The sequence below is a fragment of the Amycolatopsis saalfeldensis genome, from assembly GCF_900110575.1.
Classification (GTDB): Bacteria; Actinomycetota; Actinomycetes; order Mycobacteriales; family Pseudonocardiaceae; genus Amycolatopsis; species Amycolatopsis saalfeldensis.
In genome coordinates this window covers 1-24,254 of sequence record NZ_FOEF01000011.1, presented here as the reverse complement: position 1 = coordinate 24,254, position 24,254 = coordinate 1, and the positions used below count along the sequence as shown (strand labels likewise).

The 24,254-nt window shown below is 70.8% G+C and carries 21 protein-coding genes; 8 read left to right on the top strand and 13 right to left on the bottom strand.

The features are described 5' to 3' along the window. Window positions 1-19 precede the first annotated feature (19 nt). Genes BMY97_RS23865 through BMY97_RS23855 form a run of 3 tightly spaced genes read left to right on the top strand, consistent with a single transcriptional unit; the run spans window position 20 to window position 1,704 of the window. Complete coding sequence (locus tag BMY97_RS23865) at window positions 20-463, top strand: nitroreductase/quinone reductase family protein (protein WP_245787461.1); 444 nt, start codon at window positions 20-22, stop codon at window positions 461-463. Further along, a complete protein-coding gene (locus BMY97_RS23860; RefSeq protein ID WP_218156850.1) occupies window positions 460-990 on the top strand; it encodes an anthrone oxygenase family protein in 531 nt (176 codons plus the stop codon). Before BMY97_RS23865 ends, BMY97_RS23860 begins: the two co-directional genes overlap by 4 nt. Before the next feature lie 18 nt (window positions 991-1,008). Continuing rightward, window positions 1,009-1,704 (top strand): hypothetical protein, encoded by a 696-nt coding sequence (locus BMY97_RS23855; protein ID WP_091619923.1) that lies wholly within the window; start codon window positions 1,009-1,011, stop codon window positions 1,702-1,704. A 14-nt stretch (window positions 1,705-1,718) separates the two neighbouring features. On the opposite strand, the gene BMY97_RS47195 is transcribed toward BMY97_RS23855, so the two are convergent. From BMY97_RS47195 to BMY97_RS23835, 5 genes are all read right to left on the bottom strand, one after another. Continuing rightward, on the bottom strand, window positions 1,719-2,270 hold the full coding sequence (locus BMY97_RS47195) for a hypothetical protein (RefSeq protein WP_177231523.1): 552 nt from the start codon (window positions 2,268-2,270) through the stop codon (window positions 1,719-1,721). A gap of 746 nt (window positions 2,271-3,016) precedes the next feature. Continuing rightward, window positions 3,017-5,014 (bottom strand): hypothetical protein, encoded by a 1,998-nt coding sequence (locus BMY97_RS46120; protein ID WP_143086274.1) that lies wholly within the window; start codon window positions 5,012-5,014, stop codon window positions 3,017-3,019. After that, on the bottom strand, window positions 5,011-5,310 hold the full coding sequence (locus BMY97_RS23845; RefSeq protein ID WP_091619918.1) for a hypothetical protein: 300 nt from the start codon (window positions 5,308-5,310) through the stop codon (window positions 5,011-5,013). Before BMY97_RS23845 ends, BMY97_RS46120 begins: the two co-directional genes overlap by 4 nt. Then, window positions 5,307-8,162, bottom strand: coding sequence for an ATP-binding protein (locus BMY97_RS23840; RefSeq protein WP_091619915.1), 2,856 nt, complete (start codon window positions 8,160-8,162; stop codon window positions 5,307-5,309). Before BMY97_RS23840 ends, BMY97_RS23845 begins: the two co-directional genes overlap by 4 nt. A 10-nt stretch (window positions 8,163-8,172) precedes the next feature. Beyond that, entirely contained in the window at window positions 8,173-10,104 is a 1,932-nt protein-coding gene (locus BMY97_RS23835; RefSeq protein ID WP_143086273.1) for a hypothetical protein, read from the bottom strand. 108 nt (window positions 10,105-10,212) lie between these two features. Between BMY97_RS23835 and BMY97_RS23830 the strand changes: the two genes are divergently transcribed. Next, window positions 10,213-10,872, top strand: a complete 660-nt coding sequence (locus BMY97_RS23830) for a DUF4190 domain-containing protein (protein WP_177231521.1) — start codon at window positions 10,213-10,215, stop codon at window positions 10,870-10,872. A 153-nt stretch (window positions 10,873-11,025) separates the two neighbouring features. On the opposite strand, the gene BMY97_RS23825 is transcribed toward BMY97_RS23830, so the two are convergent. From BMY97_RS23825 to BMY97_RS23810, 4 genes are all read right to left on the bottom strand, one after another. Further along, on the bottom strand, window positions 11,026-12,510 hold the full coding sequence (locus BMY97_RS23825; RefSeq protein WP_091619907.1) for a carboxylesterase/lipase family protein: 1,485 nt from the start codon (window positions 12,508-12,510) through the stop codon (window positions 11,026-11,028). Between the two features lie 18 nt (window positions 12,511-12,528). Further along, window positions 12,529-12,960, bottom strand: a complete 432-nt coding sequence (locus tag BMY97_RS23820) for a hypothetical protein (RefSeq protein ID WP_091619905.1) — start codon at window positions 12,958-12,960, stop codon at window positions 12,529-12,531. Between the two features lie 10 nt (window positions 12,961-12,970). Beyond that, complete coding sequence (locus BMY97_RS23815; protein WP_143086272.1) at window positions 12,971-13,831, bottom strand: hypothetical protein; 861 nt, start codon at window positions 13,829-13,831, stop codon at window positions 12,971-12,973. A gap of 241 nt (window positions 13,832-14,072) precedes the next feature. Then, window positions 14,073-17,075 (bottom strand): CHAT domain-containing protein, encoded by a 3,003-nt coding sequence (locus tag BMY97_RS23810; protein ID WP_091619898.1) that lies wholly within the window; start codon window positions 17,073-17,075, stop codon window positions 14,073-14,075. Window positions 17,076-17,104: 29 nt separating this feature from the next. On the opposite strand from BMY97_RS23810, the gene BMY97_RS23805 reads away from it, so the two are divergent. Together BMY97_RS23805 and BMY97_RS23800 are read left to right on the top strand one after the other, a co-directional pair. Then, entirely contained in the window at window positions 17,105-17,497 is a 393-nt protein-coding gene (locus BMY97_RS23805) for a hypothetical protein (RefSeq protein ID WP_091619895.1), read from the top strand. Further along, on the top strand, window positions 17,494-18,393 hold the full coding sequence (locus BMY97_RS23800) for a hypothetical protein (RefSeq protein WP_091619892.1): 900 nt from the start codon (window positions 17,494-17,496) through the stop codon (window positions 18,391-18,393). Before BMY97_RS23805 ends, BMY97_RS23800 begins: the two co-directional genes overlap by 4 nt. Window positions 18,394-18,398: 5 nt before the next feature. Here the strand turns inward: BMY97_RS23800 and BMY97_RS46115 are convergent, their stop codons facing one another. Further along, window positions 18,399-19,667 carry a hypothetical protein gene (locus BMY97_RS46115; RefSeq protein WP_143086271.1) on the bottom strand — a complete coding sequence of 423 codons (1,269 nt, stop codon included), beginning with the start codon at window positions 19,665-19,667 and terminating at the stop codon, window positions 18,399-18,401. 68 nt (window positions 19,668-19,735) lie between these two features. Next, complete coding sequence (locus tag BMY97_RS23790) at window positions 19,736-21,067, bottom strand: aminotransferase class I/II-fold pyridoxal phosphate-dependent enzyme (RefSeq protein WP_091619887.1); 1,332 nt, start codon at window positions 21,065-21,067, stop codon at window positions 19,736-19,738. A gap of 79 nt (window positions 21,068-21,146) precedes the next feature. Here BMY97_RS23790 and BMY97_RS23785 point away from each other — a divergent pair, with 79 nt between their 5' ends. Further along, complete coding sequence (locus BMY97_RS23785) at window positions 21,147-21,776, top strand: FMN-binding negative transcriptional regulator (RefSeq protein WP_091619885.1); 630 nt, start codon at window positions 21,147-21,149, stop codon at window positions 21,774-21,776. Then, window positions 21,773-22,657, top strand: coding sequence for a dihydrodipicolinate synthase family protein (locus BMY97_RS23780; protein ID WP_245787460.1), 885 nt, complete (start codon window positions 21,773-21,775; stop codon window positions 22,655-22,657). The genes BMY97_RS23785 and BMY97_RS23780 overlap by 4 nt, the downstream gene beginning before the upstream one ends. Before the next feature lie 13 nt (window positions 22,658-22,670). On the opposite strand, the gene BMY97_RS23775 is transcribed toward BMY97_RS23780, so the two are convergent. Further along, entirely contained in the window at window positions 22,671-23,735 is a 1,065-nt protein-coding gene (locus BMY97_RS23775; RefSeq protein WP_091619882.1) for an ALF repeat-containing protein, read from the bottom strand. 68 nt (window positions 23,736-23,803) lie between these two features. After that, the coding region (locus BMY97_RS23770) for an LmrA/YxaF family transcription factor (RefSeq protein WP_143086270.1) at window positions 23,804-24,254 on the bottom strand (451 nt) is incomplete at its 5' end.

The window sequence follows — 24,254 nt, the reverse complement described above, 5'->3', positions numbered from 1 at the left end:
CGAGGACGGGAGAAAGCTCGTGGACGAGAACACCTACCGGAACCGGACCAACACCTTCAACAAGGTCGTCGTCGGCCTGCAACGGGTCGGCATCGCCTTCGGCCCGATGCAGCTGCTGACCGTGAAGGGGCGCCGCAGCGGGAGGATGCTCACCTTCCCCATCGCGGTGAACAAGCTGCACGGCGGCCGGTACATCTTCCAGGCGTTCCCGAAGGCCGCGTGGGTCGCCAACGCCCGGGCGGCGGACACCGTCACGCTGACCCGCGGCCGGAAGGCTTCGACGGCCCGGCTGACCGAGGTGCCGGTCGACGAGCGCGGCCCGTTGCTGCGCGAACTCGTGACCGGCAGCCCGGCCAGCGTCGGCAACCGCTTCGTGACGACCGGGCTGGCCGAGGAGCCCACGCCGGACGGTGTCGCCGCCGCGGCCCAGCGGATCGCGGTGTTCCGCGTTGATCCCGCGTGACCGCACGCATCGACGCGCCGGCCGTCGCCCAGTCCCAGCCCCGGCCACGGTCGCGCGGAGGGGTGTTGCTCGCGGTGGCCCGCTTCGTGAGCCTGACGTTCGCCGGTCTCTTCGCCGGGTTCCTCGTCACCGTGCTGGTGCTGGAGCTTTCGATGCGCACGGCCGACGGGGCCGTGTACACCGAGGTGCGGCACGTCGAGCTGATCGGGTTGGACGTTCTGGCCACCGTCCTGCTGATCCCCGCCGCCGTCGCCACCGCGATCGTGGCGGCAGCGAGGTTCCCGCTCGGCGGCGCCGCCCGCTGGCTGCCGGTGTTCGCCTTGCTGCTGCTGGTGTCGGTGTTCGTCCTGACCTTCGCCGTCAACCTGCCGATCAACGCCGCGCAGCACAGCTGGGCGACGCCACCGCCGGACTGGGCGGCCATCCGCGACCGCTGGCAACTCGCCCACGCGGTGCGCACCGTGGCCGCCGTCCTCGCGTTCGGCTGCCTGACGGCGCGGCGAGACCCGGGAGCTGTGGTTCGATAGCCGCGGAGGTGGTGCACAGTGGCTCGAGGGCTTCGCCGGGCGCAGCGGCTGAAGATCGACAAAGTGATCCGTGCGCGGCTGGACGACGAGTTTCTGGCCGAGCTGACGGCGAACCTGTGGATTGTCGACTGCCAGACCTGCGGCCGAGCGCTGGGCCCGCGGCGCCCGGCGCTGGTGATCGCCGAGTGCGCCGGGGTCGCCGAAGCCACGCTGCACCACGCCGGGTGCCAGGATTCTCGCTGGGAGGCAGTGGAGCAGTTGCCGCGGTTCGCCGGCTCGCCGAGCTGGCGGTCCGGCGGTTTCGCGGTCCCCGGCACCGGAGCGCTGGTCTTCCTGGTCAACCCGACCTGCGAGGCGGCCTTGCTGGCCGCGACCGGGACCGGCTGGCGGCTGGGGAGCCTGGACGTGTTCCTGCGGGCGGGGATGCGGACCGGCAGCCTCGATCCGCTCCCCATGCCCTCGGGTTTCACCGCGGTGCTCGGCCAGGGAACGCTGACCGTCTCCTACGAGGCCGGCGGCGCCCCGCTCGCTCGCTGGTGGATCCCTTCCGACGACGGCGGACTCGTCGATCGGACGCGGACCGTGGTGCTGGGCCTGACGACCGCCGTCGACGTCACCACCGGAACTACCATGGCCGTTCTGCGTTCCCTGGTCGAGCGGCGGCAGGCGGCCGTGGCGGTGGTCGGAGTCGGTGACGCTGACTCGCCGAGCTGAGCGGCGGCCGTCCCCTATCGGGTGGGGGCCGGTCCTTCCACCAGACCACGCAGCCGATCGGCCAGGGCGGCGTCGTCGAAGCCCTGGGCGACGTGCTGGATGCCACCGCTGATCTGCTTCGGGCAGTGGTCCGCGCCTTGACCGTCGATGCGGAACGAAGTCACGCGCCGCCCGGTTTTCAGCTCGTACACGACGAAGTCGTAATAGGCCGAGATCACCTCGGTCGGCGAGCCGGGCTGGTTCGGCGTGTCCTCGCCGGTGTAGGAGCAGACGCCGACCGGCCGTCCGGTGATGTGCGGGTCGGACATGCACAATGCCAGCTGGGCCTGCGAGTACGCCTCACCGGTTTTCAGCGGGAGGAACACCCCGGTGTCCGGGGACGCCCCTGGCGAACCCGCCCACTCGGCCGGGAGCGCCGGCTCGTCCGGCGGAAAATACCGGACGGCCTGATCGTAATCACGCGCCTGGAACCCGATGAGCTTGTGCGGGCCCGCCCCCGCGTAGGCCGGGCTGGCCGACTCGAACGGCTTGCCACCGCGGCAAGCCTCGTCCGGTGGCGTGAACACCGGACCGGTGCTGGTCGGTTGCGCTGTCGGCGCTGTCGGCGCTGTCGGCGGATCCGGTGGGCTGTCCGAGCAGCCGGCCAGCAGGCACAAGCCCAGCACCGCCGAGACACCACCCGCGACCGCTCGCGCGCCGCGCCGGAGCCGGCCTCTCGCGCCGAGCCGCGCCGGGCCTCGCTCGCTGCGCCGGACCGGGCCTCGCGCGCCGCCTCGGATCCAGCCTTGCGCGCTGTGCCGGAGTCGGCCTCGCGCGCTGTGCCGGACCGGGCCTCGCGCGCCGCCTCGGATCCAGCCTTGCGCGCTGTGCCGGAGTCGGCCTCGCGCGCTGTGCCGGACCGGGCCTTGCGCGCCGCCTCGGATCCAGCCTTGCGCGCTGTGCCGGAGTCGGCCTCGCGCGCTGTGCCGGACCGGGCCTTGCGCGCCGCCTCGGATCCAGCCTTGCGCGCTGTGCCGGAGTCGGCCTCGCGCGCTGTGCCGGACCGGGCCTTGCGCGCCGCCTCGGATCCAGCCTTGCGCGCTGTGCCGGAGTCGGCCTCGCGCGCCGCGCCGGCCCCGGCCTTGCGCGCTGCGCCGCGCCGGACCGGGCCTCGCGCGCCCTGCTGGACCGGGCCGAGCCTGGCAGCATGTCGTCACCATGGCCGTGATTATCTCGCGAACGCACGGACCGCCGACGCGGCCATCAAGCCGATCCGCTCATCCGCAGAGCTTCTCTCGTGCTGCCGGCGGCTTCCCCGCCGCGCCGGCCCCGATCACCCGCGCCGCTCGGCGATCCACTGCCTCACCAAGGCCGCCACCGCCACCACGGTCATGGCCAGGGAGCCCACCATCTCCGGAGTGGACGGCAGCTGGGAGTCGGCCGGCTCGTAGCGTGGCTGTTCCTGACTGGTCTTCGTCTGCTCGGTCGGGTGCTGCTGCTGTTCCTTGTGCTCGTTTCTGGCCTCCGCGGCCTCAACGTGCTTCATCCCGGCCTCGACGAGATCCTGACCATCCTTGGCGAGGATCTCCCCGCCGGTCTCCTCACCCTTGAACGTTTCGAGCGCCTTCTCGTTGCGTTTCTCGCTCTCCAGGTCGGTCTCCGGCCGGGCGGGTTCCCAGTCGCCGGTCTTCTCGTTCTTGGCGTAGTCCTGGTATGCGTCCATGTCGGTGTTCCAGGGCCCGACGGTCACGTCCCCGGCGTCGTGTTCACGTTGTGGCACGTTGCTCTCGTTCGGCGCGTCCCGGTCCAGGCTGAGTTCCCCGGTCCTGGAGCTGAACCCCCCGTCAAACGGACCGGGGGCCTCCCGCTGCCCGGCTTCGTCGGGTTGCCTGCCTTGGGCGACCGTTTCGGTCGGCTGCCGCCCGGCGCCTTCGTTGCCGGGTCGCCGCTCGGCCACCGCTTGGGCCTGCCGCTGCTCGGCCGGCTGGGTCTGTTCCGGCCTGGCCCGCTGCTGATCGGCCGGTTGGGTGCGTTCGGGCCTGGCCCCCTGCTGATCGGCCGGTTGGGTCTGCTCGAGCCGGGTCCGCTGTTGTTCGGCCGGTTGGCGTTGCTCGGGCTGGGTTTGCTCGGTGCTGGTTCGCTGTTGTTCGGCTGGTTGGGTTTGCTCGGGCCGGGCTTGGTCGGTGCTGGTTCGTTGATGCTCGGCTGACTGGGTGCCTCCGGACCCGGCCCGCAGCTGCTCGGCCGGTTGCGTCCGCACCGCCGACTCGGTCCCCCCGGCCGTCGACACGATGACGATGGCTTCCTGCTGCGCGGCGAGCTGCTCAATGCGGGGCTGCGCCTCCGCGGAGTTCCAGGAGCCCTCCCACATCCGGCCCCGCGGCCTCAACTCCCGCTCAAGCCCCTCATCCTCGGGCGGTTTCCGATCGCTCTCCGTGTCATCCGGTGGCGGTGGGTCCTCTGGCGGCGGCGGATCGTCTGGTGGCGGTGGGTTGTCCGGGGGCGGCGGGTTGTTCGGGTCGTCCGGATCCGCGTTCTCCTCGCCTCGTTCGTCGGCGTCGTCAGCCTCAGCATCGTCGGCGTCGTCAGTTCGCTCGGCGTCGTTGGCTCGTTCGTCGGCGTCGTCAGCTTCGGCGTCTTCGGCTCGCTCAGCGTCGTCGGCTTGCTCGTCGTCGGAGCGGCGGTCGGCGTCGTCCTGTGCGTCGTCGGTCTCGCGGTCCTCGGCCTCGGCTCGATCAGCGTCCTCGGCTTCGGCGTCGGCGCGGTCGTCCTCGTCGGCCTGTCGGTCGGCGTCCTCGGCTTCGGTGTCGGCTTCGTCTTGCGCTGCGTCCTCTTCGTCGGGCTGATCGTCAGCCTCGGCGCGATCATTGTCGTCGGTCTCGGTATCCGCACGATCCTCTTCGTCGGCCCGATCGTCGGCGGCCTCGCCTTCGTCGGCGGGAGCATCGGCGTCGTCGGCTCGATCGTCAGCCTCGGCGCGGTCCCCAGTGTCCTCAGTGTCCTCCGCGGAATCGTCGGCCTCGGGCCGGTCCTCGTCCGGGGGCTTGTCGTCCGCTTCGCGCGGGCCCTCGGCCGAAGCCTCGTCATCCGGCCGATCGTCACCTTGATCTCCGGACTCGTCGTCCGCCTCCTGGGGGCCGTCGCCGGGTGGGGCCTCGTCCGACGGCTGATCCGACGCCGGCGGAGCATCGCCGTCGTCCGGGGAGTCGTCTTCGTCGTCCGCTTCCTGGGGGCCGTCGCCATCCGAAGGCTCCGGCTCGTCGCTCCGGCTGTCGTCCTCGGGGGTTTCCGGCTCGTCGCTTTCCGTCGGTCCGTCGTTCGTCTCGCTCATTCGCCGCTCTTCCCGCCCAGCTTCCGCTTCACCCTCTCGAACAGGGCCTCGCCCTGGATCTTGAGGTGCTCCCGGTTCTTGTAGGCATCCAGCACGGCCGGCATGACGGCGCCGACCACGTCGCCCCCGACGGTGCTCGCTGTCTCGCCGATCAGCCCAGCCCGGACTTCCTGCCGGGCCGCATGTTCCTCACCCGAGGCGGGCTCGTCCTCGGCTTCCTGCGGGCCCGGGGCGTGGTCGACCTCGTCCGAGGAGCCGTCACCGGCCGGGGATTCGAGATCGCCGGTTTCGTTCACGATTTCCCCACTTTCAGGACCGCGACCGCCCACTTGTTCGGCAGGTTGAGGAAACGGGCGGCGTGCATCAGACGGGCGCCGGGATCGCGCGGCAGCTGCGTGCCGGGATCCCTTGTCCCACTGAGCTTCCGGACGGCGACCTCGATCAACGCCGGACGAGCCGTGCCCAGCACCGTCGCGTTGTCGTCGCGCCAGTAGTCCGGACGGTCGGCCAGCTCGACCAGCTGCTCGGCCCGCGTGTGCCCGTCCAGGATCAACCCGCGCTCGGCCCACGCGGCGGTGTCGGGATGCGGTCCGTCGCCGGGGGTCTTCAACGCGCGTTTGACGTCGAACCAGCGGTAAGTGCCTGCCTGCCAACGGACTTCGGGGACGTCACAACCATGCGGTTCCCCTCGGAGCGTCCGCCACGCGCTCGCGGCCAGATGCGCGATGAACTCCCCAGGCGCGTTGTACTCGGCGATGCCCGCGTACCGTGCGTCAACAGCCGCCTGGATACGGTGCGCCACCGCACATTCCAACGTCTGGTCTTCAAAAGCACGACGAAGCGAGGAGATCCACGCCGGGTCCGGATCGGGCGCCCGGCGGCCGGTGATGTGGGCGACCGTCAGCAATTCCAGCCACAGCACCAGCCGAGGGTTCTCATCGGCACGGTGGACGGCCTCACTCAGCTGCCCCAGCGTGCAGGGCGAAGCGCCGCACAACGGTCCACAAGCGACACTTCGCCGCGCCACCACGGCCGGCGCCTTCGAGACCGAGGCAGCATCCTCGGCACCTTCGTTCAACGGCATCAGGAGCCGCAACGGCCGGTCCATGCCATCGGTGAACACCGCGGCCCGGCCCGGCGGCAGCGTCACGACGTGTCGCGACTGCGCCTCGCTCAGGTTCATCGTGGCGCCGACGGCGAGCCGGTCGTCTTCGGCGGGCAGCCGGTGCAGGATCTTGCACGCGGTGTTCTTGATGACGTCCGGCACGATTTTGCCGGGAATCTGTTCGGCGACAATGATTCCCTCGCCGTACGCGCGGATCTCCGCCAGCATCGACGTGAACAGCTCCACCGCGTGCTCGGCCGGGCTGCCCGGCTCGGCGCGCTTCAGGAGCCGGTGCGCCTCCTCCAGCACCAGCACGTGCTTCAGCCCGCGCGAGCCGGGCTGATGGTGGACGCGCAGGTGCTCGAACAGCCGGATCAGCACCGCGCCGATGAAAAACGCCTTGTCGGCGTCGGACCCGATGTCCTCGATCTCCAGCACGACGTTGCCGCGCAACAGCTCCGCGACGTCCAGCGGGTGCCCGCCCTCGAAGAACCGGCCGGGGGTGCCGAGCCGCAGCGAGCCGATCCGGACGTCGACGAAACCGCGGACGTTGTCGGAGACCTCCTTGCCGTAGCCGATGCCCTTCACCACCTCGATCGCGCTCGCCTGGAGGTCGCCGAGACTCGGGTACTTCACCGGGCCGGCCCGCCCGCGCACCTGCCCGGTCACCGGGTCCCAGCCCTGCTCGGTGTAGCAGCGGGTCAACGCCTGGGCCAGGACCTGCGGAAACGGCTCGTCGGCGTCAAAGGCGGCCAGGAACAGCGCGCGGACGAGATCCAGATGCGTCTGCAACGGGAAACCGGCGGCGGGCTCCAGCGGGTTCAGCCCCGCGGGGTACGCCGTGGGGTCGCCCGGCCGGATCACGGTCACCGGGCCGTCCGGGCCGAGCCGCCCGGCCATCGCGGCGTACTCGGCCTTCGCCGGTTCGATCACCAGCCACGGCACCCCGGCGTGGTGCAGTCCTTCCAGGAGGTGCCGCACGGTCTGGGACTTGCCCGAGCCGGTGGCCCCGGCGACGAAGGTGTGCCGGTTGAGCGTGTCCAGCGCGACGCCGAACTCCCCGACCGGCTGATCGGCGTCGTCGAGCACCGTGCCCAGGGGGATGTCGCCGTCGAATTCCGGCGTGACGTCGAACAGCGGCGGCTCGGTCATCCGGATCCCCGGCAGCTCCCGGCGCGGCGGCCGGGCGATGGCCGCGACCAGTTCGCCGGTCGCCCGGAACGGCGAACTCAGCGCACCGTTCTCGACGGGCTTGTCCCACACGGCGGCGAACCCGGCGCAGTCGGCGCCCGGTGTCAGCACGTACGGCAGGGCGTCGAGATCGCTGGCGCTGCACAGCAACGCCGCCGCCGCGCGCGTCGCAGCCTCGTCCGGGCCGCCGACCAGGACGTGCACCGTCCACAAGCCGGCCGGCTGCGCGCGTGACAGCTCCCGGTAACGGCCTTCCGCGCGCAGCAAGGCGATCCGGTCCGGCTCCGAGTTCTCCCGCTGACGCAGCCGGGGCATCGTGGTTTCCAGCCCGAGCAGCTCGCGGTCGATCGCGTCGCCGGCCACGGGCTCGGCCACGACCAGCCAGGCGAACGCGCCGGGCATGTGGGCGACGTAGTCGTCGAACCCGCCCCGGCCCGGTGCCTCCTCGGCCGACTGCGGTGTCCACAGTGGATCAGAGCCGCCGGTGCAGCGCGTCCAGGACGGCAGCGCCGCCCACCGGGCCGCGATCTCCGCGGTGTCCGCCGCCCGGCCGAGCCCGCCCGGCGGGTACAGCACCGGGACCATCCCGTCCGAGGTCGCGCGCGCGACCGGCGAGTGTGGCCGGCCACCGACCAGGACCCGCAGCGAGCGGCGGCCGGCCGGGCGCTCCCAGGCCACGGCGAACGCCGCGTCCGGACCGCGGAACCGCAGGTCGGCGTGCGCGGCGGTGAGCGCGGCGAACAGCTGGGCCGGCGAGCGCCCGCCGGTTTCGTCGGGCCGGTCGGCGCCGGCCGCGAGGTCGTCGCCGCGCGGGACGGCCAGCAGGTCGTGGAACGCGAACCCCTCCAGCACGGCGGGCGCCTCAGCCGAGGCGCGGGCGTTCGGCGACCCGGTCGAGCAGCACGGTGCCCGGATTGCAGTCGCCGGTCACCACTCGCCGGCCCGAAAGCCCGTTCTCGACCATGACGAACGCCGTGGGCGCGAGCCCCTGCAAGGCGGTCGGCTCGATCTCGAACTCGTACACCCGGGCCGCGGTCATGCCGCGGTTCTGGGAGTCGGCCTCGGATTCGGAGACCGTGTTCGACCAGTTCCGCTCCCGGCTCTGGGTCGTGGTGTTGGTGGTGCTCCACGAGCTGCCCGAGTTCGAACTCCCGCCGTTGGGCCCCGTCGAGCTCCCGGACGAGCCGCCGTAGGTGTAGCCACGGGACTGCTGGAAGCCCGCGGACCCGCCCTCGCTCGACGACGTGCCGTGGGTCAGCGTCCGCCCGACCTGGAGGGTGAGCTGCGACAGCTCGAACTTGTACCCGCGGCCGATGAACTCCGCGGCGTTCGCGGCCTCGTCGCCGTTGCCGATCTGCATCAGCAGCGTGACGGTGCCCGCGGCGCCGAGCAGCTTCTGCATGTCATCACGCAGGTGCTGGACCAGGTAGACGAGCCGGACCCCCGCCCGGCGCGCCTGGCGTGCCATGGCTTCGAGCGATTCCAGCCCGATCTGATCGGCGCCGGCGATGATCAGCGTCTCGCGGCCGGTCGCTTCGCGGGTGTGCAGCTCCTGCAGCGTGCGGTGGAAGACGAGGTGCTCGACGAACCGGCGGTGCCGGCCGGTCCTGGCCCGGGTCGCGACCACGGAGAACCCGCGCACGGGCCACAACGCCCGGAAGCCCGCCGTCGTCTGCTTCTCCGACGAGCGCTCCGCCCTGGCCAGGCCGCGCAGCTCGCCTTCGAGCGCCTGAAGCTCGTTTTGCGTCTGGTCCGTGCTGCCGACGGTGTCCACATAGGAGTTGAGCTTGCGCACCTCCTCGGCCGAGAGGGTCTCGTCCGAGGCCGCGTCGTAGACCCGGCGGAACACCTGCAGCCCGGCGACGAGCTTGGCGAAGGTGGGCGGGCCGCTCAGCCGCTCGCCGACGGCGGTGAGCAGGTCGGTGTGCAGGCCGCGCAGGTCGGCGCCGAACTGCGTGCGGTTCATCGTGTGCATGGTCTCGGCGACCACCTCGGCCAGCTCCGTCGCGTCGAGGTCGGCGATGATGCCGAGCTCCGCGAGGTCGCGGGGCAGCTCCTGGACGGCGACGCCGTGGCCCTTGGCCGCGGCCGCGACGGCGAGGTTGTCGCCCACCGCGAGGTCGGTGAAGTCCAGCAGGAACACCGAGGAGCCGGCGGCGAGCAGCGGCGAGCCGATGGTCACGATCAAGCTCGCCCAGCCGTCCTCGGTGCCGCCGAAGACGTCGACCCGGGCCGGGCGCGTGGTGAGCTGCACCGGGTACCAGCGCATCGCCTCGGCCACCCGCTGCGCCTCACGCCGGTCGTGCTCGGCGACGCGCTGCTGCCACGACGTGTACGCCTGGTTGTAGCGTTCGACGGCGGTGTTGTACCGGGCGGTGTAGTCGCGTTTCATCACGCTGAACCGGCGCCGCGTGCGGACGAGGTTCCAGATCGCCAGCACCACGCCGAGGCCCAGGATGATGTCGCCGGACAGCTCCACGGCCATGGGGACCTGCTTGGCGACCGACTCCGCCATCCCGGCGACCATCACGGCGACCACGAAGGCCAGCACGAGATAGCCGATCAGCCCGATCCAGGCCCGTTTGCTGCGCTTCTCCCGCAGCTGGTAGTCCCGCGGCGCGTACACCTGCTCCGCGATGGGCGGGTTGTTCGCCTCCGGGCTGACCGTCGCCGGCACGGGCTTGACGAACTCCCAGCCCCACCGCTCGACCGGCTGGAAGAGCCGCTCCCACATCTCGGTCGTCCGCCCGGCCAACACCACGTTCTGCCCCTGCACGGCCCCTCCGGTGCTCAACCTGCCGTAATGGTGCCTCATTGTGCCTTATGACCCGACCGGATGTGACACTTTCCCCCTGACTTGTCCATAATGGCGACCGCTCGACGCCGACTCGCAGGGGGAACCGTGTCCAACCCGCACCCGCCGAACCCGCCGCAGTGGATGCCCGGCGCTCAGGCCCCGGTCCAGCCGACCGGCCGGAACGGGCTCGCGGTCGCGTCGCTGATCCTCGGCATTCTCGGGATCTGCGGCTTCTCGCTGATCCTCGGCCTGATCCTGGGGATCGTCGCGCTGGTCCAGATCGGCCGGACCGGGCAGTCGGGACGCGGCCTGGCCATCACCGGCATCGTGCTCAGCCTGGTGTGGGCGGGCGGGCTGGCCATCGGCGTCATCTACATCGCCGACAAGGCCAAGACGACCGGGACGACTCCCACGATCGTGGGACTCAAGGTCGGAGAGTGTTACAACACGCCCCCGGGCTACGGCGAGGACGCGACGAAGGTCGCCTGCACCGCCCCGCACGACGGCGAGGTCTTCGACACCGTGCCGCTGAAGGGCTACCTCAAGGGCGAGTACCCGGGTGAGGACACCCTCGAACCGCAGGCGAAGAGCGGGTGCGAGGCGAAGCGCGCGGCCAGGTTCGGGGCGAATTACACCCCGCCGGTCGCGGCCGAGCTCGCCGTGTTCTACCCGGACTCGGCGGCCTGGGCCGCCGGGAAAGCCGCCGCTGTCTGCACTCTCCAGGTCACCTCGGACACGCAGTTCACGGGTCCGCTGGGCGGCTGAGGACCGGCGGTTGCTCAGCCGCGGGGCTGCGCGTCGAGCAGGACGCCGACCAGCAGGCGCTGCTCGGCCTCGGTGCGCTTTTGGTCGTGGCCGACCATCTTGTTCATTCCGCCAGGGAACGGTGCTCGGCGGGCGCCACCGTCGAGCGCCCGGTCACCGGAGGGAGTTGATCAGTTCGGTCACCGGGCTGACGTCCAGCGGACCGGTCCGGGCCCGGTCGTCGACAACCGTCACCTGGGGTGCTGCCGTGGTGGCGGCCGGCCACCGGGCACCGTCGGGGCTGCTCGGCACGCCGGTGCGGGCGAACTCCGTCCAAGCGTGGGCGACGGTGTCGCTCACCTGGGCATCCACCTCGTCGTAGGCCTCGGCCGGGGCGAGCCGGCCGAACACGTAGGGGATCTCCGAGCAGTGGAACGCGAGCTTGCCCGTCCGGCGGTTGCCGGGGGAGACGCGCCGGAAACGGTAGGCGTAGGCGCGGCGGCCCAGCTCGGCGAACCGCCGGTAGGAGGCCAGCGCCGGTTCGGTCCAGATGGCGGTGGTGAACAGTTCCGCCAGCTGCTCATACGGGCTGCCGGTCAGTGAGCCCACGATCCGCTCGGCGCTCTGTCCACTTAGGACAGTGGCCATCCTGGCCAGCGTCGCGGGTGTGTAGAGCTGGGCCGGGTCCACCGTTCCCGGTGGCGCGCCGAAGGGGCCGGTGGGCGTGATGAAGTAGCGGGCCTCGTCCGCGGTGTGGCCGAACAGCACCGGGATGTCCGCCGGCCAGCAGGAGAGGTCCGTGCCCACGACGGCGCCGTCCTCGGCCGGGCACCAGACCAGGTTCGCCGGCGTGTGCACCTGACCAGGCGAGGGAATCGTGCCCGACAGCTGGAACGACGCCTGGCGAACCTGCTCCACCGGCGCCTGCCGGAGGCGCTCGAGGTCGCCGCCGCCCAGCAGCTCGGACAACCGGGCGCTGGCCTCGGTGAGCCGTTCACGGGCGGTGTCCGGCAGGGCCGCTGCCGGTTCGAAGCCCGCGCTTTGCAGGATGACGCGGTGGAACAGCCCTTGCGCGGAGGGGGTGGCGAGCAGGGTCCGGCCCGCGGTCGCGCCCGCGGACTGACCGAAGACCGTGACGTTGTCCGGGTCCCCGCCGAACGCGAGGATGTTGCGAGCCACCCAGTTCAGTGCCGCGACCCAGTCCTGGACGGCGAAGTTCCCGCCCGCTCGCGGATGGTCCAGGAAGCCGAACGCGCCGAGCCGGTAGTTGAACGACACCGAGGTGACGCCGCGCCGGGCAAGGGCCGCGCCGTGGTAGTCCATCATGGACCCGGCCCCGCCGAGGAAGCCACCGCCGTGGATCCACACCATGACCGGCCGGCGGGCCCTCGGATCCAGGCTCGTGGACCAGACGTTGAGGTAGAGACAGTCTTCGCTCTGCGGCGCCCCGAGTTCCGCGCGGGGATCGTTCGCGGTCTGGATCGCCGCGTTGCCGAAGTTCGTAGCGTCGCGGACGCCGGCCCAGGCAGCCGGCGGCCGAGGCGCGGCCCACCTCAGGTCGCCGACGGGCGGCGCGGCATAAGGCAGGCCGGCGAAACGGAACACACCGTCTTCCTGATTGCCTTCGAGGACGCCTTGTTCGAGCTGAACCCGGGTCACGTTTGTCCTCCCTTGCGTTCAGCCCGCGACCGAGCCGAGCCGGGCGTTGAGCATTTCGATCAGCAGATGCGCGTAGCCGGGGTCCGAACGCAGAAGCGTCTTCGCTCGCGACGTCGACCGGACCAGTTCGGCTGTACGCGCGGAGAGCGCGTCGACAGCCTCGGCCGCTCGCTCCGCCGAGCGACTTTCGATGCCTTCGACGACGGCGAGCCGCTCCGCGTGCAGGCCTCCGACGACCCGCCGCATGAACGTTCTGAGATCCTCGATCGTGCGGTCGGTGTTGTCGATCACCGCCAGCTTTTCGGCGCATTCCCGCAGGGAGGCGATCTCGTCGTCGGTCGCGTCGCGGGCCGTCAGCTGAACCGCATGCCCGTTCAGCGCGCCGAGCACCTCCTCGGTGCTGGCGCCCGCCAGCCGGACCACGGAGGTGGGGTGCGGGAAGCGGGCCAAACCGCGGACCTCAGCCCTTCCAGTCGCCGATGCCCTGCCAGAACAGGGGGATGGTGGCCTCGATCAACCGGAACTCGCTCACCCGCTCGGCCTGCGCGATCGTTTCCGTCATCAGCCGGACGCCGCCCTCGCGATTGAGCTGATGGCCGATCTTCCGGATTTCGAGGACGCGGGCGAGCCAGTCCGGCGGGGATTCCCAGCCGGTCACCGCGCCGGCGATGATCGCGTCGAGTTGCCGCCAGTCGGTCGCCAGCGCCTTCTGCTCGTCGGTGAGGCCGCCGAAGTGCCGCTGGTTGGCGTCCATCAGCGAGGCGAAGCGAGCCGAGACCTCTGCCCGCCGCTCTTCATCCGCCGAATGGTCCTCGCTGCCGCTGCCGCTGCCGCTGGTGGACAGTGGACTGGTGGCCTGGGGTGAATCCTCGACCACGTACATGGTGATATTCGAAGAATCGACCAGATTCCGCGCCCGGCATTTCGGGCAGCGGGCCAGGGTCTTGTCCTGGTAGCGCACTCCGTCGATCCACCGGTGCTCGCAGCGTCCGCAGCCCACCCAGACCAGGAAGTTGTTGTGGCTGCCCCGCATGGCCGACTGGACCGCGCTCGTCGGGCCGGCGATGGAGCCCGCGGGCACCCCGCAATCCGCGGAATCGGTCTCCAGCTGCCAGGGACGCAGGTTTTCCAGATAAAGCCCCTCGATGTCGACGCCCCAAACCCCGTCCGGGGTTTCCACCACGACGTAGTACAGCTCGCGGTCGACGAATTCGCCCTGCAGGAATTCCTTCGCGCGCTCGGCATCGGGCCCGTTCAGCGTCAGGTAGCTGGCCTGCCCGTTGAATTCCACCCCACCGACCGTGAGCCCGAACTCGGCCACTTTCTGCTTCCAGGACTCCATCGCCGCGTTGTCGGAGAAGGTGACCGAGCGCCCGTCCGGCGTCGGCCTCGGCGTGGCGGGAGTCGCCGGGCTGGGCGGTTTCACCGGCGCCGCGGTTTGCTTGGCGACTGGGGTATTCCGCGCGGTCCGCCTGAAAAAGCCCATCGCCGGAGGATACCGTTCGTGGGCACGACCACGCCACCGAACGATTCCGTGAGCACAACCCGAAAGGCGGTACCGCTCAGGCGCCCGAATGGAGATAGGCCGCCCAACGGCTGGGCAGCGCGGGTTTCCAGGCTCGCATCGTGCGCACCGCGTGGTGCAACGCCAGCGCCGCGCGGTCCGGATCGGGTGGCCCGGCGCCGGCTGAGGTCAGCGCCTCGTAGAACGCCCGGGCCGCTTTCAGCGCCGCCTGATCGTTGATGGGCCAGAGCGTGCCGACGACGTTGCGATAGCCGGCCAGCTGGAAGGCCGCGGTCAGATGCGTGGCCTCGTCCGCTTGTTCCTGGTTCGTCTCGGTTGTGCTGCAGGCGGACAGATACGCCAATCGGGCACCGTCCAGCTTCAGGCGGGTGATGGCGTGCAGTGTCAACGGGTCGGTGGTGTGGTCCGGCAGCAGCAGCCGGCTGGCGGACGGGTTGTTCAGGTCGGCGTAGCCGTGACAGGCGAAATGGACGATCCCGTGCTCGCGCAACAACTCGACCACGGTGTCGCGGCGCACCGGAGCGTCGGCGGCCGGCCGGATCGTCGCCGTGGGGATGAACTCGCGGACGAGATCGACTTCCTCGGCCGCCCCGGCGAGCGGCGGGCTCTTCGGCGCCTCCGGCACGCTGACGACCAGCGCGGAGGTCGCTTCCGGGCCGGCCCGGCGGGCGTAGGCCAGCGCGCGAATGCTGGGCGTATAGGAACTCACGACCCGATCGAGCAGCGAAGCGGCGCGCTCGGCCGAACCGTGGCGGCCCGCGGCGTGGAGGGGGAGCAGGGTGACCACGCCGACCGGGCACCACCACACCCGGGGCCAGGGCTCGCCCGGGGCCGGCGGTTCGGTGCGGCCGAGACGCCGCAGCACGGGCTCGGTGATGTTTTCCCAGATCCAGGCGAGGACTTCGAGCATTCTCGGTTGAGCTTCGCGCCGCGCGCGCGAGGGCTGGTCCAGATCGAGCGCGACACAACGCGCCCGGCGAAAGGCTTCCGCCTGTTCGAGGACGGAATCCCTCGTGACCGCTTCGGGAAGCTTCTCGACGTGAACCGGGTCCGCGGGATCGTCCCGGACGATCAAGGCGAACGCGCGTGACTCGTCGGCCACCACCGAGACGATGGGGCCGCTGCTTGCGTGCCGGCAGAGCTCGGTGATCGGCGTCGGCCGCTGGAAACCGGCCAGGCTGCGGTGCTGACGGATCCGTTCCAGAAGCCCGTCCCACTGCCGGCTGAGTGCCTCGCGTCGCGTGGCGAGTTCGCGCGAATGCTCGCCGAACGAGGCCGCCGCGATCTCGTGATCGGCGTCGTTGATCCGGTCGCGCAGTTCCTCGAACTCACGCAGGAGGCCGGGCGCGACGCGCTTCAGTTCGGCAGCGTCCTCGCGCGTGTCCAAGGTCCCGGAGAACACGATCCCGCGCGTCTGCTCGAGCAGTTCGACCGCGTATCCCGGACGGCCGGCCGCGATGGCGACCGCGGCGGCGGTCGCGGGCAGCCGGTGCGCGGCACTGACCCGGTGCTCCCGATCGGCGCGGTCCACGTCCCGGAAACCCAGCTGTGGCAGCAATTCCGTGGCGAGCCCGACCATCTCCACCGCGTGCCGGACCCGGCCGAGCCGAAGATCCGCACTCGCGGCTCGCTGGGCCGCCGCGATGCGCCGGCCCGCGGACGTGCCGGCCATCTTCGCCAGCGCGGAATTCACCCGGGTGTAATCGCGCAGCGCGGCGTTGTCCCGGGTCCGAGCGTAAAACAGGCTGAGCACGTCGCCGAAGCCGAACAGGATGACGGCGCGGTCGGGGTGATTCGGCGGGGTGCTCGCCACGGCCTGTCTCGCGAACTCGACCGACTCCCGCAGGTCTTCGACTCTGTTTTCGCGCTCGCTCAGGAAGACCTCGCGCAAGGCACCGCTCAGATACGACAGGTACCGGCCCCGGTCCGGGTGGTCCGCGGGCGCGGTCCCGGCCAGATCGCGGGCGACCGCCACGATCCGGTCCAGCAGCGCGGGCTCCGCCGACTTCTCGTACTGAACGGTCAACGCGCGGTGCAGGACGTTCAGCCGCGCGAGGTAGTCCGGATGGAACGCCGAGGTCGCGGTCACCGCTCTCCCCGCCTCTCGGACGGCCTCGCCGATCGTCCGGTCATCGCCGGTCCGCCCGGCCAGATTCGTCATCGAGCCGGCCAGCACGGACTGGATCTCCGCCCATTCCGGATCGGTGTCCCGAACCTCTTCCACGGCCGCCCGCGCGAGGCTCACTGCCTCACGCGCCATCGCCAGATCGCTCGTCCTTTCCGACAGCATCCTCAGCGCGTCGGCCAAGTTCGCCTTGTCCCGCGCGCCTGACGCGACGGCGGAACGAGCGACTTCGACCGCCTCCCGCAGCGCCCGAACATCCCCCGTCAGCTCGTATTTCCGTTTCAGGACAAGGGACAGCAGATGCAGCCGATCGTCTCGCTCCTCCGCCGGCTCCCGCATGATGCCCACGGCTTCGTCCAGCGCCGCCGGCTCACCGTCACGCCCGGACAGAAGCCACAGGAGCGACGCGAGATCGGCCCGGTACGAATCGCGGCGTGGATCGTCCGGCCGGACCGCCGCGACGACTCGCCGGGCGGTGGCGACCGCGTCGCGCAACGTGGGCAGGTCGTCTGTTTGTTCGAATTCCCTTCGCAGGGCGGCCGCCAATTCGGCCAGCCCGGCAGCAGCGTCCTCGCCGGCGGCCGGCTCGCCCGGCAGGGGACGCGACCAGCGCAGCGCCTGCTCGAGACTTCGCGGGTCGAGATCCGTGGTCGTCTCGAACAGCCGCTGCAGGAGCAGCCGGAGTTCCCCCACGTAACGGCCGTGATCCTCGGCAGTGAGCGCGATCGCGGCCCGGCAGGTCGCGACGGCTTCGCGCAACGCCGTGATTTCCCCTGTCCGCGTGAACAACCGCAGCAACGCCGTGGCCAGCTCGGCCAGCCGTTCCGCCCGATCCGGATGGGCCTGGGCCATGCCCTCGAGCTGCCACCGGAGGTACATGACGCGCGTCCGCAGCGTCTCTTCGGTTTCGTCCATCAGTCCCAGAATCGTGCGAGGATCACGGCATGCCGGATCTTACGCCCCAGCTGCGCCGTGTCGGCCGGCTTTGCGCGAGCCTCGAGTCGGATGACGAACTGCGAGCCGAAATCGAACGCGGGGGATTCCCCGGCCGCGGCTGGGCGGAATTGGCCGACGCGATCCGCGCCGGTTCACCGCGCGAGCTGACGACGCTGCTCGACGCGATCGAAGAAGCCGCCGGAGAAGCCGATCTGGACGGGGTCACGGACCCGACGCGCGAGTTCCGGCCGCTGCCGAACGGCTCGGCGCCGGTAGTCCGGGCGGTCACCGGCTGGCGCTGCCCGCTGCCACACCGCTGCGGGCGCGTGGAGCTGGCCGGCTCCCCCCGGTGCGCGGTCACCGGCGACGCGCTGACCTGGATTTCGGTGGACAGCCGGTGACCGGCTTCCTCGAGCAGCTCAGCGTCAAGATCGTCGACCGGTGGCTGGCGAACCTGCTGGTCCCCGGTCTGCTGTGGCTGTGCTGCGCGGTGCTGGCCGTTCGGCTGGGCTGGGCGCACGCGCTTGACCTCGGGGCGGCGGAGTCCCTGGTGCGGGAGCTGGCCGGCCCGCGTTCGGCCGGGCAGGCCCTGCTGCTGGTGGCGGGGGCCCTCTTCGGTAGCGCGGTCGCCGCGCTGACCGCCGTCGGCTTGGCGACCGCGGTGCGGCGCGTCTGGTCGTGGCCGGGCAAGCGGGTTCCGGTCAACTGGCTTCGGCAGTGGCGCGCCCGCAGGTGGAACGCAGCCGACCGCAAGGCCGTGCGACACCGGATCGACGTGCTGAACTCGGTCGAGGATTCGGCCACTACGGCCGGGCCGGAGTACCGCGACGCGATGGCCCGGCGAGACTCGATCGGCCTCGAGCCGCCGGAGCGGCCGACCTGGATCGCGGATCGCTGGTTCGCCGCCGGGCTCCGGATCCACCGGGCGTACGGCCTGGATCTGACCGTCGTCTGGCCGAGGCTGTGGCTGGTCGCGCCGGAATCGGCGAGAAACGATTTCGCCGTCGCGCAGACCGCCTACCAGAAATCGAGTGTCACGGTCGCCTGGGCGATTCTCTACGGTTTAGCCGGGCTTTTCTGGGGCCCGGCGCTGCTCATCGCGCTCTGCCTCGCGGCGATCGGCGTCCTGAGGGCCCGGCAGGCGACCGCGAACCTGTGCGAACTGGTGGAGTCGGCCTGCGACCTGTACGGCCCGGCGCTGGCCGAGCAGCTGAAGGTGCCGTGCCCGGACCGTCTGACGACGAGGATCGGCGAAGAGATCTCCGCTCAACTGCGGAAAAAGGACTTCCCCGGCTGAGCCGGTCAGCTCATCCAGTCGCCGATGCCGCCCCAGTACTGTTCGACCGTCCGGGCCGCGACCCGGTGGTCCAGCCCCAGTTCCATGATCCGCTGATGCGTTTCCCGCAGTGCGCGCATGCCGCCCTCGCGGTAGCGCTCGTGGCCGATCGCCCGCATTTCGACGGCGTCCCGAACCCAGTCCGCCAGCGGGCTGGGCGAGGAGATCAGGGAGTCCAGGAAACCCCTGTCCAGCAGGAGGTTCTTCTGCTCCTGGGTGAGGTGCGAATAACGCCGGTTCAGCGATTCCGCCGCGTTGGCCAGCCGTCGGGCGAGCCGGACGTCCTCGCTTTCACGGGAATCGACCGAATCGGGCAACCGCAGTGCGTTCGCCGCCAGCGTCAGTTTCCTGACCACCTCCGGTGAACGCAGGTTCTGCCCGCATTCCTGGCACCAGATGGTCGCCGGCAGGCTGATGAACTCGCCGCAGGCGGAGTCGGGGCACATCGTGGTGATCGTGCCGCCGGGAGTGGCTTTGTCCAGCGTCAGGAACACATTGCATCCGCATTTGGGGCAATCGAGGGAGAACGCCCGATCGAGGCCGGGCATCTGCCCGCTGCAACCGGGGCAGGAACCAGGCGGCGGTTCGAACTCCCCGCCGTTGGCGAAGTACTGGTCTTCCAGCTCCTCGTTGACGCCCGGCACCAGCCAGTGACAGGTGCCGCACACCAGATCGGTGTCGAATTCGAAGGCCAGCGCTTCACACGACGAGCACCGCAGGACCAGGTCTCCGGTGCGACGGATCTCCTCGACGAGAGCGGGAATCGCCGTCGGGCGCACTTCCTGGAAACAAGCCGGGCAGGCCGGTCGGACTGCTTCGCATTCAGCGCCCCGATGCGCCTGCCCACACGATCCGGCATGCCCGCACGCGGCGTCGTGTGGCGCATGCGGGCAATCCGGCCGGACCCGGGGTTTTCCTTCGGCTTGATTCCGTGCCTCTTGCTGGATCTCCTCCGCGGTCACGACGGAGCCGTCGCTGTGCACCATGCACGAGATTTCGTTGCTGTAGAGGCGTTCGTTTATCCTGCTACCCGCCCAGAAAGCGATCCTGAGTTTGAGGCCCATGCTCCGGAAGCCCGCCATGGCGGCCATCGCCGCCTCCGGAAGGCCGTCTTCGGCCGCCTCCAGCACGCCGAAGGTGCCACTCAGCGGCGCGCCGGTGCGGGGCTCCCGCAGCGTGGCCCAGCTGCCGCCTCCCCGGGGGAGCACCTGAATGAGGTAGGTGTAAGCAGGCATGCGGGCAGCGTACCGAACCGGCGCGCGTCACCGGGGCGATTTCGTTACCTTGACGGCAAAGCCCGGGCTCAGCCGGACGTCGAGCGCAGCACCGCGCCCAGCCGTTGAGCGAATTCGCGCGCCTGCGGCCGGGCCAGTCTCGCCGCGGTGATGCGAATTCCCGGCGACGCCGTGCTCGCCGGGGCCAGGAACATGCCACCGTCCCGAACCGACCAGCCGGCCTCGCGCAGCGCGGCCACCGGGGCGGCCGAACCCCGCGGCGTCGGGACCCAGACGTTGAAGCCGTCGGTGGGAAAAGGGGTTTCCACGCCTTCCGCCGCCAGCTCGTCGCGGAGTGTGTCCACGCGCTCGGCGTACGCACGGCGGGCCCGGTCGAACTGCTCGGCCGCCGCGTCGGATTCGAGCAGCTCGACGACGAGCTGTTGCAGCAGCCGGCTCACCCAGGTCGCGCCGGGGCGCAGCCGGGTCCCGAGCCGCTCGCTCGTGTCCTGATCGGACGCCACGACGGCGACGCGCAGGTCCGGGCCGAGGAACTTGGCCACCGACCGCACCAGCGCCCACCGTCCCGCCGCGTCCGGCGTCGCCCGGTGGTAGGGGTGACGGGAGATCGCGGAGAAGTGGTCGTCCTCGATCACCAGCACGTGCGGGTATTTCGCCAGCACCGAACGGATCTCCCGCGCGCGCTCGGCGGTGAGGCTGACGCCGGTGGGGCTGTGCACCCGCGGCGTGATGACCACGGCGCGGGCTCCGGCGTCCAATGTGGACCGCAGGGTGCGCGGGTCCAGACCCTCGGCGTCCACCGGCACGGGCGCGGCGCGGAAACCGTTGAGCCGCACGGTGCCCGAGCTGGCGTAAAAACACGGGTCCTCCAGCGCGACGAGGTCGCCCCGGGTGAGGTGCGCGACGAGCAGCCGTTCGACGGCATCGACCGCGCCGTGGGTCACGGACACCTCGAACGGCGCGTCGACCTCCGGCGTGAACGTCGTGCGGGCCCACGCGGCCAGGCGGGGCTCGACGGCCAGGCTCCCGTACATCTGCGGGTGGTAGTCGAGCTTGGCCAGCGCGGCCGCGATGTCCGGCAGCAGCGCCGGGTCGGGGTTGCCGCTGGAGAGGTCGACCAGCTCGGTGTTCGCGGCCGCCTCGCCGTCCAGCCGGGGGAGTGAGGCGACGACCGTGCCGCGGCGGCCCCGGGTTTCGGCCACGCCGGCGGCGACGAGCATCCGGTAGGCCGCGGCCACGGTGTTGCGGTGCACTCCGAGTTCCGTGGCCAGCTCGCGGATCGGCGGGACCGCGTCACCCGGCCGCAGCCGGCCGGTGCCGACCAGGTTGCGCACGCTCTCGGAGATCTCTCCCGCCGTGGTCCCGCTGATCGGTGCGCGCTCCGCGGCCTGGTTCGTCACCGGCCCAGTATGGCACGTGACAGAACCGGCTTCGGCGCGTACGGTGTTTGTCACGTGACAAAAATCCGAGGGAGAAGCCATGCACCTGCCCAAGCAGTTCGAGGTGTCCGAAGAGGACACCGCGGCCCTGCTGAGCAAGGGCGGATTCGGCCACCTGGTCACCCCCGCCCCGGACGGCTCGCTGGAGGTGACCTCGATGCCGCTGCTCTACGACGCCGAGAGCCACTCACTCGTCGGCCATCTGGCGCGGCCGAATCCGCAGTGGCGCTATACCGCCGAGGCCGACTCGGTGGTGATCATCCCGGGCGTGGACGCGTACGTGACACCGTCCTACTACCCGAGCAAACAGGAGACCCAGAAGGCCGTCCCGACCTGGAACTACGAAGCCCTCTACGTCCACGGCCGGCTGCACGCGCACGACGACCGCGACTGGCTGCGCGAGCACGTCACCCGGCTGACCGACAACCACGAGAGCGGCCGTCCGGCCCCGTGGCAGGTCTCCCACGCCCCGGACCGGTTCATCGCGTCGCAGCTCAAGGGGATCGTCGGGATCCAGCTGTCGATCACCCGCGTGGTGGCGAAGGCGAAGCTGAACCAGAACCGCAGCGACGCCGACCGCTCCGGGGTCATCCGCGGGCTGGCGCAGGGCACCGGCCCGGAGCGGGAGACCGCGGCCCGCATGGTCGCCCTCGGGCTGGACCACGGATGACCGGCCTGTTCACCGGGCTCAGCGCCTTCCCGCTCACCCCGATGACCGAGCAGCGGATCGACGAGGCTGCTTTCACGGGACTCGTCGCGCGGCTGCATCAGTCCGATGTGGACTCGATCGGCGCACTCGGGTCAACCGGCAGCTACGCGTATCTCACCACCGCCGAACGCCGGCGGGTCGCGGAGCTGGCGGTCCAGGCCGCCGACGGCACCCCGGTGATCATCGGCATCGGCGCGCTGCGCACCGTGGAAGTGTTACGCCACGCCGAGAACGCCCAAAACGCCGGCGCGAGCGCGGTACTCCTCCCGCCCATGTCGTACCAACCGCTCACCGACGACGAGGTGCACCAGCTCTACGCCGACGTGACCGCGGAGCTCTCGGTCCCACTCTGCGTTTACGACAATCCCGGCACCACGCACTTCTCGTTCAGCGACGAACTCCACGGCCGGATCGCCGCGCTCCCGAACGTGGCCTCGATCAAGATCCCGCCGACCCCCGCGGACCCGGCCGCGGCGCGCGAGCGCGTGGACCGCCTGCGCCGGCTCATCCCGGACACGGTCGCGATCGGGGTCAGCGGGGACGCCGCCGCGGCCGGCGGGCTGCTCGCCGGCGCCGACCTCTGGTACAGCGTGCTCGCCGGGGTGTGGCCCGAACCGTGCCTCGCCCTGGCGCGCGCCGCGAAACGGGGCGACGCCGACGAAGCCCGCCGCCTTTCCGACGAGCTGGCCGCGGTCTGGACGTTGTTCGCCCGTTACGGCAGCTTGCGCGTGGTCGCCGCGATCGCCGAACGCGAGGGCCTGGTGTCCGCGCCGAATCTCCCGCGGCCGTTGCTCGGTCTCACCGGCGCCGACCTCGCCCGGGTGAACGAGGTGCTGCGGTAGCAGCCCGGCTGCCTCAGTGCTGGTCCGCGGCCGCCGCGGTGAAGATGCCGGTCTCCAGGAAGGCCCGCCACTCGGCGGGGGATTCGCTCTGCATGGCGCGATAGGCGGCGGCCTGGACCTGGGTGCCGGCCGTCGACCTGGTCCAGATTTCGCGGACCAGCGGGCCTTCCTGGAGGTACCGGGCGTACCCGGCGTCGATGCCGACGACGGCCGCGGCGCGGATCTTGATGGCGTCGACCTTGTCCTTGGCCGCGGCCTCGAAGATGCCGGTGTCGATGAACGCTCGCTGCTGCTCCGGCGTCCGGCTCGCGTACGCCTGGTAGTACACCTCGGAATCGCGAGGGGCCAGGTCGCGGAACCAGATGGCCTCCACGAAGTCCTTGTCCGTCAGCTGCGCGGCCAATGCCGGGTCCATGCCGACGACGGCGCCCGCCTTCACCCGCGCGTCACGAAGCTTCTTCTCCGCGGCTTCCTTCTCGGCCGCTTCCTTCGCCGCGTCCACGTCGCGCTGGTACTCGACGAAGATCCCGCGAACGATGAAGTCCTCCTGCTCCGCCGGCGTTCCGCTGTAAACGGCGCCCGCGGCGGCCTTCACGAACGACCCCTTGGCGGCCCGCTCCCACAACGAGAAGACGAAGTCCTTGTCCTCCTGGCCGAGCAGTACCGACGTCAGCTCGAAACCGAGCAGCGTGGCGGCGGGCTGCCGCTCCGCACGCCGGGCCTGGTACAGCGCTTCACGGTCCAGATCCCGCTGGTGCGCCTCGTAGATCCCGGTCGCGAGGAAGTACGACGTCCTCCCGTTGAGGTAGGCGTCACTCGCCTCGTACTGGACCTCCCGCGCCACGTCGCCCTGCCGCACCGCGGCCTGGTAGATCTCGTAAACGAAGGCGTTTTCGCTCAGCCGCAGCAGTTCCGGCGTGATCGCGAGCCCGACCACAGCGGCGGCATTGGTGCGCAGCTCATCCGGCGTCTGCGCCACAGCGGCCGGGTTCTCGCCCGGCGCGGCACTAGCCACCGCCGGGCCGAGGACCCCGGTCAGCACAGTCACCGCAGCGAGCACGGCGACGGAGGAGGCCACGAGGCCGCGAGTTCTGAAATTACCCTTAGTCGTCACATAACGGGATATATCGCCGAGATCGGTGAACGTTACCGGCTCGTCGCAGCTTGGCCGTTCGGCAGCGCGAAGGTCTCGACGTGGTCGATGGCTGTGTGGAGGGCGTCTCGCAGTGGGGTGATGTTGTGGGTGACTTGGGCGAGGAGCATGCCGCCTTGGAAGGCGGCGAGCAGGAGGTGGGCGAGTTGGGTGGGTTCCGCTTGGGTGTTGATGTGGCCGAGGTTCTGCATTCGTTCGAGTCCGTCGCGGAAGATGTCTCGCCATTGTGTGAACGCGGTGGTGAGTTGTGTGCGGACGTTGAGGTCGGTTTTGATGATTTCGCTGGCGAGTGAGCCGAGGGTGCAGCCTTCTTGGCAGGCGCGGTCGTAGGCGATGTAGAAGTCTGCCCAGTCCCGAAGGGTGTCGAGGTTGTCGAAGTGGGTGAACCGCTTACTGCGGTGGAAGGTGAGGATGCGTTCGGCTTGCCATTCGATGACGGCGAGG